The 14,722-nt window shown below is 51.7% G+C and carries 13 protein-coding genes; 4 read left to right on the top strand and 9 right to left on the bottom strand.

Translation table 11 applies throughout. From position 1 onward, the window contains the following. Positions 1 to 160 precede the first annotated feature (160 nt). A complete protein-coding gene (locus J0M34_00200; GenBank protein ID MBN8542669.1) occupies positions 161 to 463 on the top strand; it encodes a hypothetical protein in 303 nt (100 codons plus the stop codon). 68 nt (positions 464 to 531) lie between these two features. Further along, on the top strand, positions 532 to 1,422 hold the full coding sequence (locus J0M34_00195) for a peptidoglycan-binding protein (protein ID MBN8542668.1): 891 nt from the start codon (positions 532 to 534) through the stop codon (positions 1,420 to 1,422). Here the strand turns inward: J0M34_00195 and J0M34_00190 are convergent. From J0M34_00190 to J0M34_00175, 4 genes are read right to left on the bottom strand one after another with little or no spacing between them, the layout of a single operon-like run. Then, a complete protein-coding gene (locus tag J0M34_00190) occupies positions 1,419 to 2,303 on the bottom strand; it encodes a 50S ribosomal protein L11 methyltransferase (GenBank protein MBN8542667.1) in 885 nt (294 codons plus the stop codon). The genes J0M34_00195 and J0M34_00190 overlap by 4 nt on opposite strands. Next, positions 2,300 to 4,339, bottom strand: coding sequence for an NAD-dependent DNA ligase LigA (ligA, locus tag J0M34_00185; GenBank protein ID MBN8542666.1), 2,040 nt, complete (start codon positions 4,337 to 4,339; stop codon positions 2,300 to 2,302). Before ligA ends, J0M34_00190 begins: the two co-directional genes overlap by 4 nt. After that, on the bottom strand, positions 4,336 to 5,979 hold the full coding sequence (gene recN / locus J0M34_00180) for a DNA repair protein RecN (GenBank protein ID MBN8542665.1): 1,644 nt from the start codon (positions 5,977 to 5,979) through the stop codon (positions 4,336 to 4,338). The genes ligA and recN overlap by 4 nt, the downstream gene beginning before the upstream one ends. Next, complete coding sequence (locus tag J0M34_00175) at positions 5,979 to 6,794, bottom strand: outer membrane protein assembly factor BamD (GenBank protein ID MBN8542664.1); 816 nt, start codon at positions 6,792 to 6,794, stop codon at positions 5,979 to 5,981. Before J0M34_00175 ends, recN begins: the two co-directional genes overlap by 1 nt. Positions 6,795 to 6,861: 67 nt before the next feature. On the opposite strand from J0M34_00175, the gene J0M34_00170 reads away from it, so the two are divergent. Next, complete coding sequence (locus tag J0M34_00170) at positions 6,862 to 7,326, top strand: GNAT family N-acetyltransferase (GenBank protein MBN8542663.1); 465 nt, start codon at positions 6,862 to 6,864, stop codon at positions 7,324 to 7,326. Further along, a complete protein-coding gene (locus J0M34_00165; protein MBN8542662.1) occupies positions 7,323 to 8,582 on the top strand; it encodes a DUF1295 domain-containing protein in 1,260 nt (419 codons plus the stop codon). Before J0M34_00170 ends, J0M34_00165 begins: the two co-directional genes overlap by 4 nt. Position 8,583: 1 nt before the next feature. On the opposite strand, the gene J0M34_00160 is transcribed toward J0M34_00165, so the two are convergent. The 5 genes from J0M34_00160 to J0M34_00140 all read right to left on the bottom strand — a co-directional run bounded on the left by J0M34_00160 (position 8,584) and on the right by J0M34_00140 (position 14,697). Next, the gene (locus tag J0M34_00160; GenBank protein ID MBN8542661.1) at positions 8,584 to 9,522 is read right to left on the bottom strand and encodes a UDP-3-O-acyl-N-acetylglucosamine deacetylase; all 939 of its coding nucleotides are present in this window, start codon (positions 9,520 to 9,522) and stop codon (positions 8,584 to 8,586) included. 319 nt (positions 9,523 to 9,841) lie between these two features. Then, positions 9,842 to 11,515, bottom strand: a complete 1,674-nt coding sequence (gene ftsZ / locus J0M34_00155; protein MBN8542660.1) for a cell division protein FtsZ — start codon at positions 11,513 to 11,515, stop codon at positions 9,842 to 9,844. Between the two features lie 158 nt (positions 11,516 to 11,673). Continuing rightward, complete coding sequence (gene ftsA, locus J0M34_00150) at positions 11,674 to 12,924, bottom strand: cell division protein FtsA (protein ID MBN8542659.1); 1,251 nt, start codon at positions 12,922 to 12,924, stop codon at positions 11,674 to 11,676. Continuing rightward, positions 12,921 to 13,808, bottom strand: coding sequence for a cell division protein FtsQ/DivIB (locus J0M34_00145; protein MBN8542658.1), 888 nt, complete (start codon positions 13,806 to 13,808; stop codon positions 12,921 to 12,923). The genes ftsA and J0M34_00145 overlap by 4 nt, the downstream gene beginning before the upstream one ends. Continuing rightward, positions 13,801 to 14,697: a D-alanine--D-alanine ligase gene (locus J0M34_00140; GenBank protein MBN8542657.1), complete on the bottom strand. Its 897-nt coding sequence runs from the start codon at positions 14,695 to 14,697 to the stop codon at positions 13,801 to 13,803. Before J0M34_00140 ends, J0M34_00145 begins: the two co-directional genes overlap by 8 nt. Positions 14,698 to 14,722 lie beyond the last annotated feature (25 nt).

The raw sequence follows: 14,722 nt of genomic DNA, 5'->3' as shown, positions 1-14,722 counted from the left end.
CGCGTAGGCCTCCTGCGTGAGCAAAAATGACCGCAGGACAACAGCACAAATGACAAAATATAGCGCGTTAACGTTCTTTTAACTTTTAGGGTCTATACACTCCCCATCAACACCACCACGCATTCAAAAACATCCGGTGGGCATAACAGGGAGAATCGGCATGGAAGCGTTACAAAGTTACAGTACTAGTCCGTCAACCGAACCATTCGCGACGTTCGTTGCAGCCTTCAAGCGCGATCGCCACGACCCAGAAACAGCGTTGCAAGAGGCGCTGCGTGAAATGGCCGCGAGCCTTAACAGTGACATGGGAAATGCACCCGTGCTCTACACGCCTGAGTCTATCTTGCAACAAGAAGCCATTCGTCATGGGTTTGATAACGCCCGCCATTTCCGCGAAGCGCTATTACCCGCGATCGAGCACCGTGCCTTGCAATTCTGCGCCCAAGATCTTTTCGCACACTAAAAAAACCCCAGGCCTTCCTCGCACAGGAAGATTGCAAGCACGACGACAAAGCGTTAGGTTAATTGGCAATGTTCTTGCCATCTAACATTACGCTTCAGTTCGGCGATACAGGTGAATTTGTTGCCGAGCTACAGCGCCGCCTAAGTCTCATTAATCTGTTTAATGAAGCCTTCATCAATGCGACCTTTGATGGCAATACCGTCAATGCGGTTAAAAGCTTCCAATCCATGCAAGGCCTACGCGTAGATGGCATTGCAGGGCCAGAGACACTTCGCCGCCTTAACGGCATGATTTCTGGGGATACGAGCAGCACCACCTCCTCCAGCAGCAATCAGGAAGAAGAGCAAAATAAAGTACGCGCCACCGCTTTGATGGTAGACGCCATCTTTGCCGACGCACAGCAGCAACCCATCGACCCCACTTTAATGGCTGCGCCAGAAGAAAAACGCGAAGCACCCGCCGCAGAAAAGCCATCTGTGCCTGTCCCGCCGCCACGTAATGACCTTGCACAAGCACAAGACACGCAGGCGCAACAGCAAAATATGGAGTTGCTCAAGCAGCAAGAAATGGCGCGCCAACAGCAGCAGCCTCCACAGCCTACTGCTGAAGAATTGCAAGCGCGACTCATGCAACAGCAAGCTGAAATGGCACGACTGCAAGAGCAGCTTAATCAACAACAAGCACCTAAGCTGGAACAAGCAGCCAAACCAAAAGAAGAGCCTAAAGCCAAAGAAGAGCAAGCCGTTGTAGAGCGTAAGCCGCTTAGCGCCATGCTGCAAAAACTGGTCGATTATATTGAATCGAAATTACCACGCTCTGTGGTCGATGAGGTAAAATCTATCGGGCTCGCCATGGCTCGCGCAGGTGTGCGCGAAGCCGCTATGCCTACTGAAGCCGTCGCCCGCGCCCCAGAGCTCGAAGCAGGTCGTGGCGCACAACAGCAGCAACAACGCGGCTAGTATTTTTTTAGAATAAGCACCGACCAGCGCCCGCGCCTAATACGCTTCGTAAGCCTCAATCCGTGATAGCGGTGCGCAGCAAGCACCATGTTTTCTTGATGATTTAGCAAACCCGATAAAATCAATGTGCCATTCGGCGCAACCGACTGGCTGGCTGCACGCGCCATGCGCATCAGTGGCCGCGCCAGAATATTGGCCACCACGACATCGTGTTTGCCTTCGCGCTTTACGCGCTGAGTCTTGTAACCATCACTGACATGCGCATGCATCCGTCGCAGACGGTTACATGCGAAGTTCTCGCGCGAGGTGCGCACTGCGCCCGCATCATTATCATAGGCGCTGATTCTCGCACCGCGCCAAAGCTTCGCTGCTGCAATCGCCAAAATCGCCGTGCCACACCCCATATCCAGCACGTGCCGCACATGCTTTTGTTTTTTCTTCAACCATTGCAACGCTAACAAACACCCCGCCGTCGTGTCATGCTCGCCCGTGCCAAATGCCGCCGCCGCATCAATCTTCAGTGGAATCGAATTGGCGGGAATAGGCTGCGTAGCGTGCGAACCATAAATATAGCACCTGCCCACCATGAACGGCGGAAAGTCCTTTTGCACCTTCGTCACCCAGTCAATATCACGCAGCATCGCGCCATGGATTTTCGCAGACTGCGCCTGCTGTTTCGCGATATCGTGAATACGCGTTTCAATCGCTTTCTGATGTGCGTCTTCAATCAAAAGTATCAGTTGCGGCGTATGCGTATCAATCGGCCGCGTGATTGAAAGCACCTCGTCTTCCAGCACCAACTCCACGATATCGAGGGTCTCTTTCGGTGCTTCAATGGTGAGCTGCATTGGCAGCTTCGGTTGTGCGAATGGGTTTTTCATCGTCCTATCAACGCAAACCACTCATCTTCCGTCAACACTTTCACGCCATACTTCTCGGCGTCCTTCAATTTGCTGCCCGCCTCTGCTCCCGCGACCACATAATCCGTCTTTTTGGAAACACTCCCCGCCACTTTCGCACCGATTGACTCTGCCTGCGCTTTCGCCTCCGCACGGCCAATGCTTTGCAGTGTTCCCGTGAATACCACGGTTTTTCCAGCCACGGGCGAATCCGTGCGCGCTGCAGCTTCTGGTGTAAATTCCATGAACGACTGCAATTCATTCAGTAACGTTTGGTTATGCTCTTCATGCACAAAATCAATGAGTGCTTGGGCAACCTTCGCGCCAATCCCATCAATCGCCAGCAATTCCTTATAGGCATCGCTCTCATGGTCATGCGCGGCTATCAGCGCATCGAATAGCGCCTCATACGTGCCATAATTCTTAGCGAGCAGCTTCGCGGTCTCTTCGCCAATATGGCGGATTCCAAGCGCGTAGATATAACGCGAGAGCGTCGTGCGCCGTGCCTTTTGAATCGCCGCAAACAAATTGGTGGCCGACTTCTCGCCCCAACCTTCACGATTTTTCAAGCGGCTCAGGTTCTGCGTATCCCGCGCTTCGAGCGTAAAAATATCGGCAGGGGTTTTCACCAAACCTTCGGCAAAAAACGCTTCAATTTGCTTGGCGCCCAGCCCGTCAATATCCAGCGCATTGCGCGCCACGAAATGCCGCAATCGCTCCACCGCCTGCGCTTCGCACACCAACCCACCCGTGCAGCGCTTGGCGACTTCACCTTCTTCCCTCACCGCTTCACTACCGCAGACAGGGCAGTGATTCGGGAATACATAAGGCGCACCATCACCACGCGTCTTGACCTCAACAACCTGCGGGATCACATCCCCCGCGCGTTGAATCACCACCATGTCACCAATCCGTACATCTTTCCGCGCAATCTCGTCTTCGTTGTGCAGCGTGGCGTTGCTCACCATCACCCCACCCACATTCACGGGCGTCAGGCGCGCCACAGGCGTCAGCACACCCGTGCGCCCGACCTGAATATCAATCGCTTCGAGCTTTGTAACCGCCTGCTCCGCCGGAAACTTATGCGCAATCGCCCAACGTGGTGCACGTGCTACCTGCCCTAACCGCTTTTGCCAATCAAGGCGGTTGATTTTAATCACCATCCCATCGATTTCGTAATCCAACAGTGCTCTATTCTCTTTAAGATCATCATATGCATTCATGGATTCAGGAAGATTAAAGCAACATTGCATCCGTGGATTAATATGAAATCCCATAAGCCCTAGACGCGTTACAGCATCAAAATGTGTATCCGCTATTGGCTCACTAACTTCACCCCAACCATATACAAAATAACTCAGTCTGCGTTTAGCAGTAATAGCTGGATCTAGTTGTCTTAGTGAACCCGCAGCAGCGTTACGTGGATTGGCAAATTTTTCAGATTCCTCACGTTCGCTGTTGAGAATTCTAAAATCTTCATTCCTCATGAAGACTTCACCACGCACTTCCAATAGTTCTGGAGCATTCGATAAGTTTTGGGGAAACCCTCTAATAGTCCTTATATTTGCGGTAATATCTTCGCCAACCTCACCATCTCCGCGCGTCACTGCATATTTCAATGCTCCGCGCTCATATCTTGCACTAAATGATAAGCCATCAATTTTAGGCTCACACACAAGTTCTATATTTACGGCGCTATCCAAATCCAAAAATTTTGCTGCACGAACTATAAATTCCTGAACATCAACCTCATCAAACGCATTCGCCAGTGAAAGCATCGGCATGGAATGGCGGATTTTTTTGAAGCCTTCACTGGGTGCAGCACCAACCTTTTGCGTGGCGCTATCGGGCGTTACGAGTTCAGGGAATTGGAATTCCAGCGCCTCTAATTCGCGACGCAGCTTGTCGTAATCAGCATCGGAGATAACAGGCGTGTCTTTTTGGTAGTAATGGGCGTCATGCTCGCGGATTTCCGCGTTCAACTCCGTATGGCGTTTTCTGGCTTCATCGAGCGTCATGACGCCTGCAGCAATTTCTTGGCGGCTTTACGCGCTTCGTCAGAAATCGTCGCGCCCGAAAGCATGCGCGCCAATTCTTCCGCCCGGTCACTCCGTGACAGGGTTTTTACTTTTGTTACGGTAGATCCAGCCTTTGTCTGTTTCTCAATATGCAAATGGTGATTCGCCTGCGCCGCCACTTGCGGTAAATGCGTCACCACCATGACTTGCTGATTCGCCGATAATTCCTTCAAACGCTGGCCAATAGCCTCGGCTACGGCGCCGCCTGTGCCTGCATCAATCTCGTCGAAAATCGCGCTGCTGGCCTCTTGCGTTTCGCGCAGCACCACTTTCATCGCCAACAGTAAGCGCGACAACTCACCGCCCGACGCCACCTTGTTCAGTGCCCCAAATGCCTGGCCTTTATTAGTCGAAACATCGAACTGCACCGTGTGTTTCCCCGCCTCGCCCCACTGCGCTTCGGGCAGCTCGGTCTGCGACACTTTAATGCTCGTCGCCGCCATCATCAGCGCTTTGAGTTCTTTCTCCACTGCCTTGCACAGCTTCTCGCCTGCCGCTGCACGCTTATCAAAAATCTCTGCCGCTGCGGCATCATAGGCCGCACGGGTTTCTTTCAATCGCTTGGCGGCGGCTGCGCGCTCAGCTTGCTGATTATTCAGCGTGGTCAATTGCTGCTGCGCCGTTTTCAATACGGCTTCCAACCCGTCGACCTGACAGTGATATTTCCGCGCGGCGTCACGCAAGGCAAACAACCTATCCTCTTTCGCTTCCAGCGCCGACTCATCCACGTCGCCGCCACTGAGCTTATCAAGCTGCACCAAGGCTTCGTCCACCTCACGGCTGGCATTGGCGAGCGTGGTGGTGAGTGCTTCCAAACCAAGCCTGCCCGCCAATTTCTCGGCCTGCACCAAACGCCCCACAATCGGCTGTCCACCTTCGAGCATCTCGCGCAACTGGTCAAAACTCTCGCGCAATTTCTTCGCTTGTTGTGCTTGCTGGCGCGCATCAGCCAACTCAGCTTCCTCACCCTCAACTGGGTTTAGCGCGCTGAGTTCCTGAACCGTATGGCGCAGATATTCTTCCTCTCGTAACGCCTTCTCAATTTCGGCTTCGACGTTTGCTAATGCAGCTTCAGCCGCTTTCCACGCATGGTAATGCGTGGCGAGTTGCGTCAATAATTTCTCGTAGCCACCGAATGCATCCAGCGCTTTGCGATGTTCTTTCACTTCCAACAAACCGCGCTGATCATGCTGCCCATGACGCGCCACCAGCAGCTCACCAATGCGCTTCAAACCTGTAACACTCACTGCCTCATCATTAACAAAAGCTTTGCTTTTACCGTCTTTAGAAATCGTGCGGCGAATGATGAGTTCATCTTCAACATTCAACCCAAGCTCATCCAGCACGCTCTTCAATAAACGATTCTCCTCGACATGAAATGTCGCGGTGACGGAGGCTTGGTCTTCGCCTGCGCGAATCAGTGCCGCGTCGGAGCGCTCACCGAGTACCAACCCGAGCGCATCAAGCAACATGGATTTACCCGCGCCTGTTTCACCCGTAAGCGTGTTGAGTCCTGTACCAAACTCCACTTCCTGCGAAGTGAATAACAACAAATTACGAATGGAAAGTTGTGAGAGCATTAGAGCACCTTGAGGTACTTATCGAACACATCTTCTTTTTCTTCAGGCGAGAGATTGCCCTTAATCATTTTATAGCTGTACTGGTACCAGTCCGAACCTGGGAAGTTATGTCCCAATACCGCCGCATATTTCTTGGCTTCACCCACCACACCAAGGCGCAAATAACATTCCACTAAGCGGTGCAACGCTTCAGGGATGTGGCTGGTGGTTTCATAGCTATCCACCACATATTTGAAACGACTCACCGCCGCTGCATACTCGTCGCGCTCTAGGTAGTAGCGACCTATTTCCATTTCCTTGCCTGCCAAATGGTCCGAAGTCAGGTCGAGTTTTAGCTTGGCATCTTGCGCATACTCACTGTCGGGATAGCGCGCAATCACGTCTTTGAGGGCTTGGCGAGCTTCTTCTGTCATTTTCTGGTCGCGGCCAACGTCGGTAATCTGGATATAGTAGCACAACGCCTTGAGATAATAGGCATAGGGTGCGGCTTTATGCGTCGGGTGAAGTTTGACGAAACGATCCAGAATCACAATCGCGTCCTCGTAGTAGCCGCCACGATACGCTGAATAGGCCGCCATGACTTGCGCTTGGCTAGCCCACGGCGAATAAGGGTGCTGACGCTCTACCTCTTCGAACTTTTCGATAGCAGGTTTGTATTCTTTTGAATTGAGCGTATTGAAAGCCTTATCATACAGCGCATCCACCGATTCGTTCTTTTCGGCAATCGCCTCATCGTCAATCGGTTCAGCACCACAAGCAGCAAGCACACCCATCACCAACAGTGATGCGCCTAACCGTGTTGTCTTATTAATCATGCTCATGGGAATTTTATAGCGCGCGCCTCACTTGCACGCAATCAGATTGCAGGGTAATACACAAGCTATGCGCACGGCCACCAAATATACCATTCGCGAGCTGAAACCCTCAGAAATGCAGGGCATATTCCCGCTCATCAGCCAACTTAACCCAGCGATGAGCAAGGCACTGTTCACCAAGCGCCTACGCACCATGCTTGCCTGTGGCTACCGCGCCGTTGCCGTATTTGAGGGCAAAAAGATGGTAGCACTTAGCGGTTTTTGGATTCGCACACGCTTTTGGTGCGGCAAACAACTCGATATTGATAACGTAGTTGTGAACGAGACTCATCGTGGCAAAGGGTTGGGAGCATTGATGAATGATTGGCTTGAAGCCCTCGCCAAGCAAGAGTCTATCGAGCTCATCGTGCTTGATTCCTACAACACCGCGCATACAGCGCATGCATTTTATCACCGCCAGGGCTACGGTATCACGGGGTATCATTTTACCAAGGATCCGCGCAGCGGCACGCCCTTCAGGAAGTCAAAATGAAGCCAGCACTACCAAAATCTGAAACACATTTCGGCACCAATTTACTTGGCTTCTTCGTTGCGCTTGCGACTATTTTTCTACTGAAAGATGTGGGATTAACAAAATTTGATACAGCCTTGGCCGTGTTGGCCGCCAGTGTCGTACCTGTATTGCTCATTGAATTCTTTATCTTCAAACGTCACCGCGAACCTAGCGCTTCACTGACAGCATTACGCCCTGCGAGCGTGAAGCGCGTAGCGGTAAAATGTTTCGGTCTATTGGCAATTCTCGGTTTATTTGCGGCACTTTACACGCTGTTCCCAGAATATGATAAGCGATTCTATGATCCAGCATGGCCTTTCTATTTAGCCATGTTACCAGCGGCTATTCTTATTGCGCCATTTTATTTTACATGGTGCGATGCGCGCCAAGATATCCCCGAAGACGGCTACTATCATCTTGGCCGCATGCTACTGAAATATAATGCCTCGGTTGATACGCATGCCATTACGTGTTTGCTGCGAAATTGGCTGGTAAAGGCTTTTTTCTTACCGCTCATGTTCGTTTACACGCTTGAGGCGATTTATCAATTGCAATACATGGATCTCACGCCGAGTACCTTCATAGAGCTATTTCTCATCGCACAAGCCATCATCATGTTCGGTGATCTACTCTATGCAACGCTTGGCTACATCTTCACCTTGCGCATATTTAATGCTCATATCCGCTCCAGCGAGCCAACATTCTTGGGCTGGGCCGTTGCCGTTCTTTGCTACTACCCGTTCTGGCAATTGCTCTTTTATAATTCGTATTTCACCTATCAAGATAGCTACGAATGGATGCAGCTTATCCCCCAAGGCATTTGGCAATATGTTTGGGGCAGCACCATTCTTGTATGCCTAGTGATTTATGTTTCTTCGACCATCAGTTTAGGCGTTCGCTTTTCCAACCTTACCTATCGCGGCCTCGTCACAAACGGCTGCTATCGTTTCTCCAAACACCCAGGCTATGTGGGTAAAAATCTCAGTTGGTGGTTGATTTCTATTCCCTTCATTTCCAACGAAGGTATTGGCACAGCCATTGCGCACAGCGCTGCACTGCTTGGTATTAATGTGATTTATTTCATCCGCGCCCGCACCGAGGAGCGCCACCTCAGCAATTACCCTGAATATGTCGAGTATGCGCTAGCGATGAACGAACGAAGTATCTTCGCGCCACTCGCAAAGCGCGTTCCATTCTTAATCTACAAGAAACCTGAAACTCTACCGAGAGTATAAACTACGCCGCAACGGTGATTGCTGCTTCTTCACGCACAAGCGGTTGTGCCTTAGCAGGCGCTTCAGCTTCAATGATGCGATAATTTGCAGGGTCCGCAAACAAGGCACGCAGCAACTTATTGTTGATGCCATGGCCTGGGCGCAGCGTTTCAATATTACCTTGCAACATGCCACCTGCGAGGAAGTAGTCGCCAACGCAATCAAGTGCCTTGTGACGCACGAACTCGTCATTGTAACGCAAGCCGCCTTCGTTCAGAATACCATCATCCGCTAGCACGATTGCATTATGCAATGAACCACCTAGCGCAAGACCCATGCTGCGCATTTTTTCAACGTCACGTGCGAAACCAAACGTACGCGCGCGGCAGAGCGCTTGCTTGAACGAGGTCGCAGCAAAATCATACACGGCTTGTTGGCGGTTGATGAGCTTGTGTGGGAAATCAATCGTAATATCGAGAGTGAACCCTTCAGCCGGCGAAAGCGTCACGGTCGATTCTTTTTCCTGAACAGTGATAGGCTTCAACACTTCAATCACACGCTTCGCTGCGCTCTGTTCGGTACGACCCGCGCAATCAATCAAGAAAATAAAGGGTTCCGAGCTACCGTCCATAATTGGCACTTCAGGGCCATCCACTTCGATGATGGCGTTATCAATACCCGCACCCCAAAGCGCTGCCATCACATGTTCAATCGTTGAAACAGTCACGCCGAACTCATTCGCAATCGTGGTACCCAAGGTGGTTTCCGTTACGCGATCATACGTGGCAGGCACAACATTGCGGCCTTCTTCCACATCGCGGCGCACGAACACAATACCCGTATTTTCGGCTGCTGGTTTAATCAGCATATCCACCATATCACCTGTATGCAGCGATACACCTGCGCAGCTCACGGGAGCAGCGATGGTATGTTGCATGAGAATGTTGCGTGACTGGGTCATAATTGTGGCCTTTGTTATTTCTGTACGATTGCAACCTAAGCCTTTGACTGTCCAACATCAAATCACGCTTTATGACGGAATATTACATGCTCCGGCCTCGCACACACCGTGCTCGCCTTCGCGCCGCTTCGCGGGCTCATGGCTGACTCGGTCCTGCTGAACCTCGAATAACAAGATTCCTATCGCTCCTGTTCGGAGTTATTTTGGATGAAATGCTAGAGGTTACAACTATACCACTAATGCGTAGCGCCGCAGCTGCGCGAGCCGCGTAGCGGCGGAGGGGGACACGGGGGAACGAAGCGTTCCCCCGAACTTAAAACTAATTCGCTTGGCGACGGAGGAACGCAGGAATATCATAGAATTCCTCTTCCTCAGCGCTTGCTGACGGGGTTTCACGCACCTCAGCCTTGCGAGCCGTGGCCTCGTTTCCTGCGCTCACTTGCACTTCACGTGCACGTGGCTCAGCCTTAACGGTGAATGCTTTTCCCACGCTAGCTAATCTACCAAAAAGCCCACCAGCCGCATTGCTGGTGCTTTCGCTGGTGATTTCCTCATCTTCTAAAATAGGAGATGCGGCGGTATGCACCATGCGTTGTGCTGGCATTTCTGGCTTAGGGCTCATGAAGAGCGGACCTGCATCATCATGAATAGGAGCAGCAGATTTCGCCTGCGCAGCAATACGCATTGCTTCATCAACACGCGCTTGTGCCTGAGCAGCCGCTTGCGCGTCTAGCTTGGCACGCAACTCGTCTTCTGCACGCACATTCTCATCGATAATGCGAACTACGGGCTGTGCAGCAGCAGGTGCTGTTGCCACCGAAGGAACCGTATGCACGCTTGGCGCTGCAGCGCGCGGAACGCTCACCGAGGCCTGACGCACAATCTCAGCAGCCGTACGCTCACGCGTTGGCGCAGGAGGAAGAGTCACTTCTGCTTTTTTGGAACCAAACATCAGCGGCTTTTTAGACGCCTGAGACACGCTCGCTGCGAGCTGCTCAGGCTGCTTAGGGCGCAGCGCTAACTCCGCCGCATCAATTCCCGTCGCTACCACTGATACACGCATTCTACCTTGCAATGCATCCGAGAAGGTCGAACCGAAGATGATATTTGCTTCTGGATCAACTTCATCACGAATACGATTCGCTGCTTCATCTACTTCAAAGAGCGTCATGTCTGGGCCGCCCGTAATGTTGATCAACACCGCACGCGCACCTTTCAGTGATACATCGTCCAGTAGTGGGTTGCTGATTGCCGCTTCCGCCGCTTCAAGTGCACGGCGCTCGCCAACTGCTTCGCCCGTACCCATCATCGCTTTACCCATTTCGCTCATCACGGAACGAATATCCGCGAAGTCGAGATTCACCAAGCCAGGCTTCACCATCAGATCGGTAACGCCGCGAACGCCTGAGTGCAGCACTTCATCCGCGAGGCGGAACGCTTCAGCAAAGGTCGTTTTCTCATTCGCGATACGGAAAAGATTCTGGTTTGGAATCACAATCAGCGTATCAACATATTCTTGCAGTTCTTTAATGCCCGCTTCCGCCATTTTCATGCGGTGCGCACCTTCAAACTGGAATGGCTTGGTAACAATACCAACCGTCAGCACGCCCTGCTCTTTTGCTAAACGCGCAATCACTGGCGCAGCACCCGTACCCGTACCACCGCCCATACCCGCAGCGATGAACACCATGTTCGAACCTTCAATCAACTGCGCGATATCATCGCTTGCTTCTTCTGCTGCTTGACGACCCATATTCGGATTCGCACCCGCACCAAGGCCACGCGTAACACTTGCACCAAGCTGAACGATACGTTCGGTCAACGAACCCTCGAGCGCCTGCGCGTCCGTGTTAGCATTAACGAAATCGACACCCTCAAGGTTCGCAGCGATCATGTTGTTGACCGCGTTACCACCCGCGCCACCTACACCAATCACGGTGATTTTTGGCTTCAGCGTATCAAGTTGGCTTGGCAAATGCAGATTAATAGACATAGGTGTCTCCCCTAGGAATGACGTGTTTTCAACTGCTTACTGCCGGGTGTTTTTCACTAACATATTGGTATATGTAGCGGTTTTTTGAATTTGGATAACACTATATGTAGTGTTAGGCAAATTGTAAAGCCGATTGTGCATAAGTTCACAGATTAAAATCAGAAGTTCTCTCTGATCCAATTCATGATTTTCTCTGGCACGAAACGACGTTTCGACTGCTCCGCCGATAAAATCTCTTCTTCCCATGGGCGTTGCGTCACGTAATTCAACATGCCGATCACCCCTGAAAACGCAGGGCCAGACACTGCATCCGCAAGTCCATTCAGTGGCATAGGTTTACCTTTACGCACTTGTTTGGAAAGCATGCGCGTTGCAAGTTCCGTAACGCCAAGCATTTGGCTTGCGCCACCCGTAATCACGCAACGTCTGCCGACTTTATCCATACCGCTTGCTTCGAGTTTACCACGAATCAATTCAAAAATTTCTTCCATGCGCGGGCGAATCACCCCAATCAACATTGAGCGCGGCATCGTCGTTGGTTCATTTTCGTCTTCACGCTCGCCCAGTTGCGGCACATCAATCATCACCTCGGTGTCTTTTGCTGCATTCACGGCGCTGCCATGCAATGTTTTCAAACGTTCTGCATGATGCAGTGATGTCGAAAGACCTTGCGCAATATCACTCGTTACATGGTTGCCGCCGACGGGAATCGAATCGCTGTAAACACTGCGCCCACCGAAATAAACAGCAAAACTCGTAACACCACCGCCCATATCAATCAGCAACACACCAAGATTCATTTCATCTGGCTCAAGCACTGCCAAAGCACTTGCATGCACACTCATCACATATTCGGAAATGTTGAGGTGCGAACGCGCAATACATTGCGATAGATTGCGTAAATACGAAGGCTTCGCCGTAATGATCTGCAATTCGGCACCAAGCTTACTGCCCACCATGCCGCGCGGATCGCGCAAGCCCTTTACTCCATCCAACATATAATTGGTTGGGAAGCAGTGAATAATCGTCGCATCATCACTTTGCAGCGAAGCGCAACCTTCATGAATAATGTCAGAGATATCATTATCACTTACACCATCCGCGAGTACATCCAGCTCTACCGATACTTGGCGCGATTTAAGGCTCGTGCCATTCACATTCACAATCACTTCTTCCACTGCATCCACGCCTGCCATTTGCTCAGCCGTATGTACCGCCGCAACGATAGAAGTCTCCACCTCACTTACATCGGTAATCACCCCAGACTTAATGCCTTTCGCCAGTTGATGACCAACGCCGGCCACAGTTAGTTGCCCATGCTCGTCTTTTCTAGCGATGATACAGGCGACTTTTGTTGTGCCAACATCCAGCGCGGTGATGATTTGTGTCTTGTTCGTAGCCTTACTCATGTATCTCTCGCAGTCGCAGTCGTTAAAGTGATGGGGGATTGATTCTGTTCTAGCGGCGTGATGAATACGCGGTCGTCCATGCGCATATCCACTTGGCGCACTGCCTTGCTCAGTAAGGCTTCATTTTTCACAAGCCCCGCAAAACGCTGCCATGCTTTATCTGGCGCATTCTCTGGCAACATAACCGTCACACCGTTGGCGAGCTTAACATTCCATCTGCGCTGGCCAACACGCACCACCGCTTGCACATCAGGCTTCATTTCTGGTGCCACATTCAGCAACGCAAGAAGCTCACTCAAATGCTCTGGCGCACCTTCGCCCACCACCACGGGTAGCGGCTCAGTAAGCGTATATTTCTTGCGGTCAAGCACGTGGCCCTCTTTATCCATCAGCACCTGCTTACCGCCCGATTGCCACACCACCGCAGGTATGCGCTCGTTCAGCGTAATGCGCAGCGCGTTCGGCAATTCACGAGCCACGCGCGCATGGTGCACTTCAGGAATTTTCTCAAGTCGGGTTTGAATCTCCGTCAATGAGAGGGCGAGAATTGGCATACCAACCTTCACATTTACCGCCGAGTTAACCGCCTGCTTGTCTGCATGCATGCGCCCTTCGAGATAGACCTGCTCCAACTTGAAGCCTGCTTCGGCCAAGCCGCGATACATTCCATTCTGCGTGTTGCGAATCGCATTATCCAACTTATGCTCGCCAAAATATCCCGCCACCGCAAAGGTGAGATATGCAATCATGCAGCTACCCAACCCAAATGAAATACGCTGCTGCAATTGCCTGCGTTTGGCGCGCGCTTTCTTGCGCGTCACCTCCGCCTGCATTTCACTGCGGGTCGTTGCTTTCTTCGTTACGCGTGCGCGGCGTTTAGCCATCGAGTTGTGCTCCGTCGAGTAAACGCTTCACCAGTTCATTAAAACTGATACCGCGCATGGCCGCCAGCTCTGGCGAAAGCGAAAGCGGTGTCATGCCTGGTTGCGTATTGGTCTCTAATATATAGATCTTGCCATCGCCTTTTTCATCATAGCGGAAGTCACTGCGCGAAAGACCACGGCAACCCAATGCCTTATGCGCGACAAGCGCCATGCGCATCGCCTCGTCATAGATAGGCTTTGGCAAATCCGCAGGGCAAATATGGGTCGAACCCCCTGCCGTATATTTATTGTCGTAATCGTAAAAACCGCTTTTGGTCGTTATCTCCGTCACGCCAAGCGGCTCATCATCGAGCACCGCCACGGTCAATTCGCGACCGGGGATATATTTTTCCACCATCACTGCGTAACCATAAGGCCAGTTATCTTTTGTGAATGGCTTATCACCCTCAAACATGAGTTTCACGCCAACGCTCGAGCCTTCATTATGCGGCTTAATCACGTACGGGCGCGGCAATACATCACGCGCGATCACCTCATCACGACACGCCATACGGCTTTCAGCTACATTGAGCCCTGCGGCTGCGAATACCTTAATTGCCATGGGCTTATCCATCGCCAATGCCGAAGCAAGCACACCCGAATGTGTGTAGGGAATTTTCAGAATCTCCAAAATGCCTTGAATGCAGCCATCTTCACCGAAGCGACCATGCAATGCATTAAACACCTTATCAGGCTTTACCTGCGCCAGCACTGCAGCAATGTCAGACTGCACATCAATCTCGGTGACGTCATAACCAAGTTCACGACACGCCTTTGCACACGCAGCGCCAGAGCTAAGCGATACCTCGCGCTCCGCCGACAACCCGCCCTTTAATACCGCAACACGCATACGCCGCGCACCTTATGATGAACGT

It is taken from the genome of Alphaproteobacteria bacterium (assembly GCA_017302575.1).
Lineage (GTDB): Bacteria > Pseudomonadota > Alphaproteobacteria > Rickettsiales > UBA3002 > JAFLDD01.
Note: the sequence above shows the minus strand (reverse complement) of the source record. Positions and strands in the feature narration are given on the sequence as shown.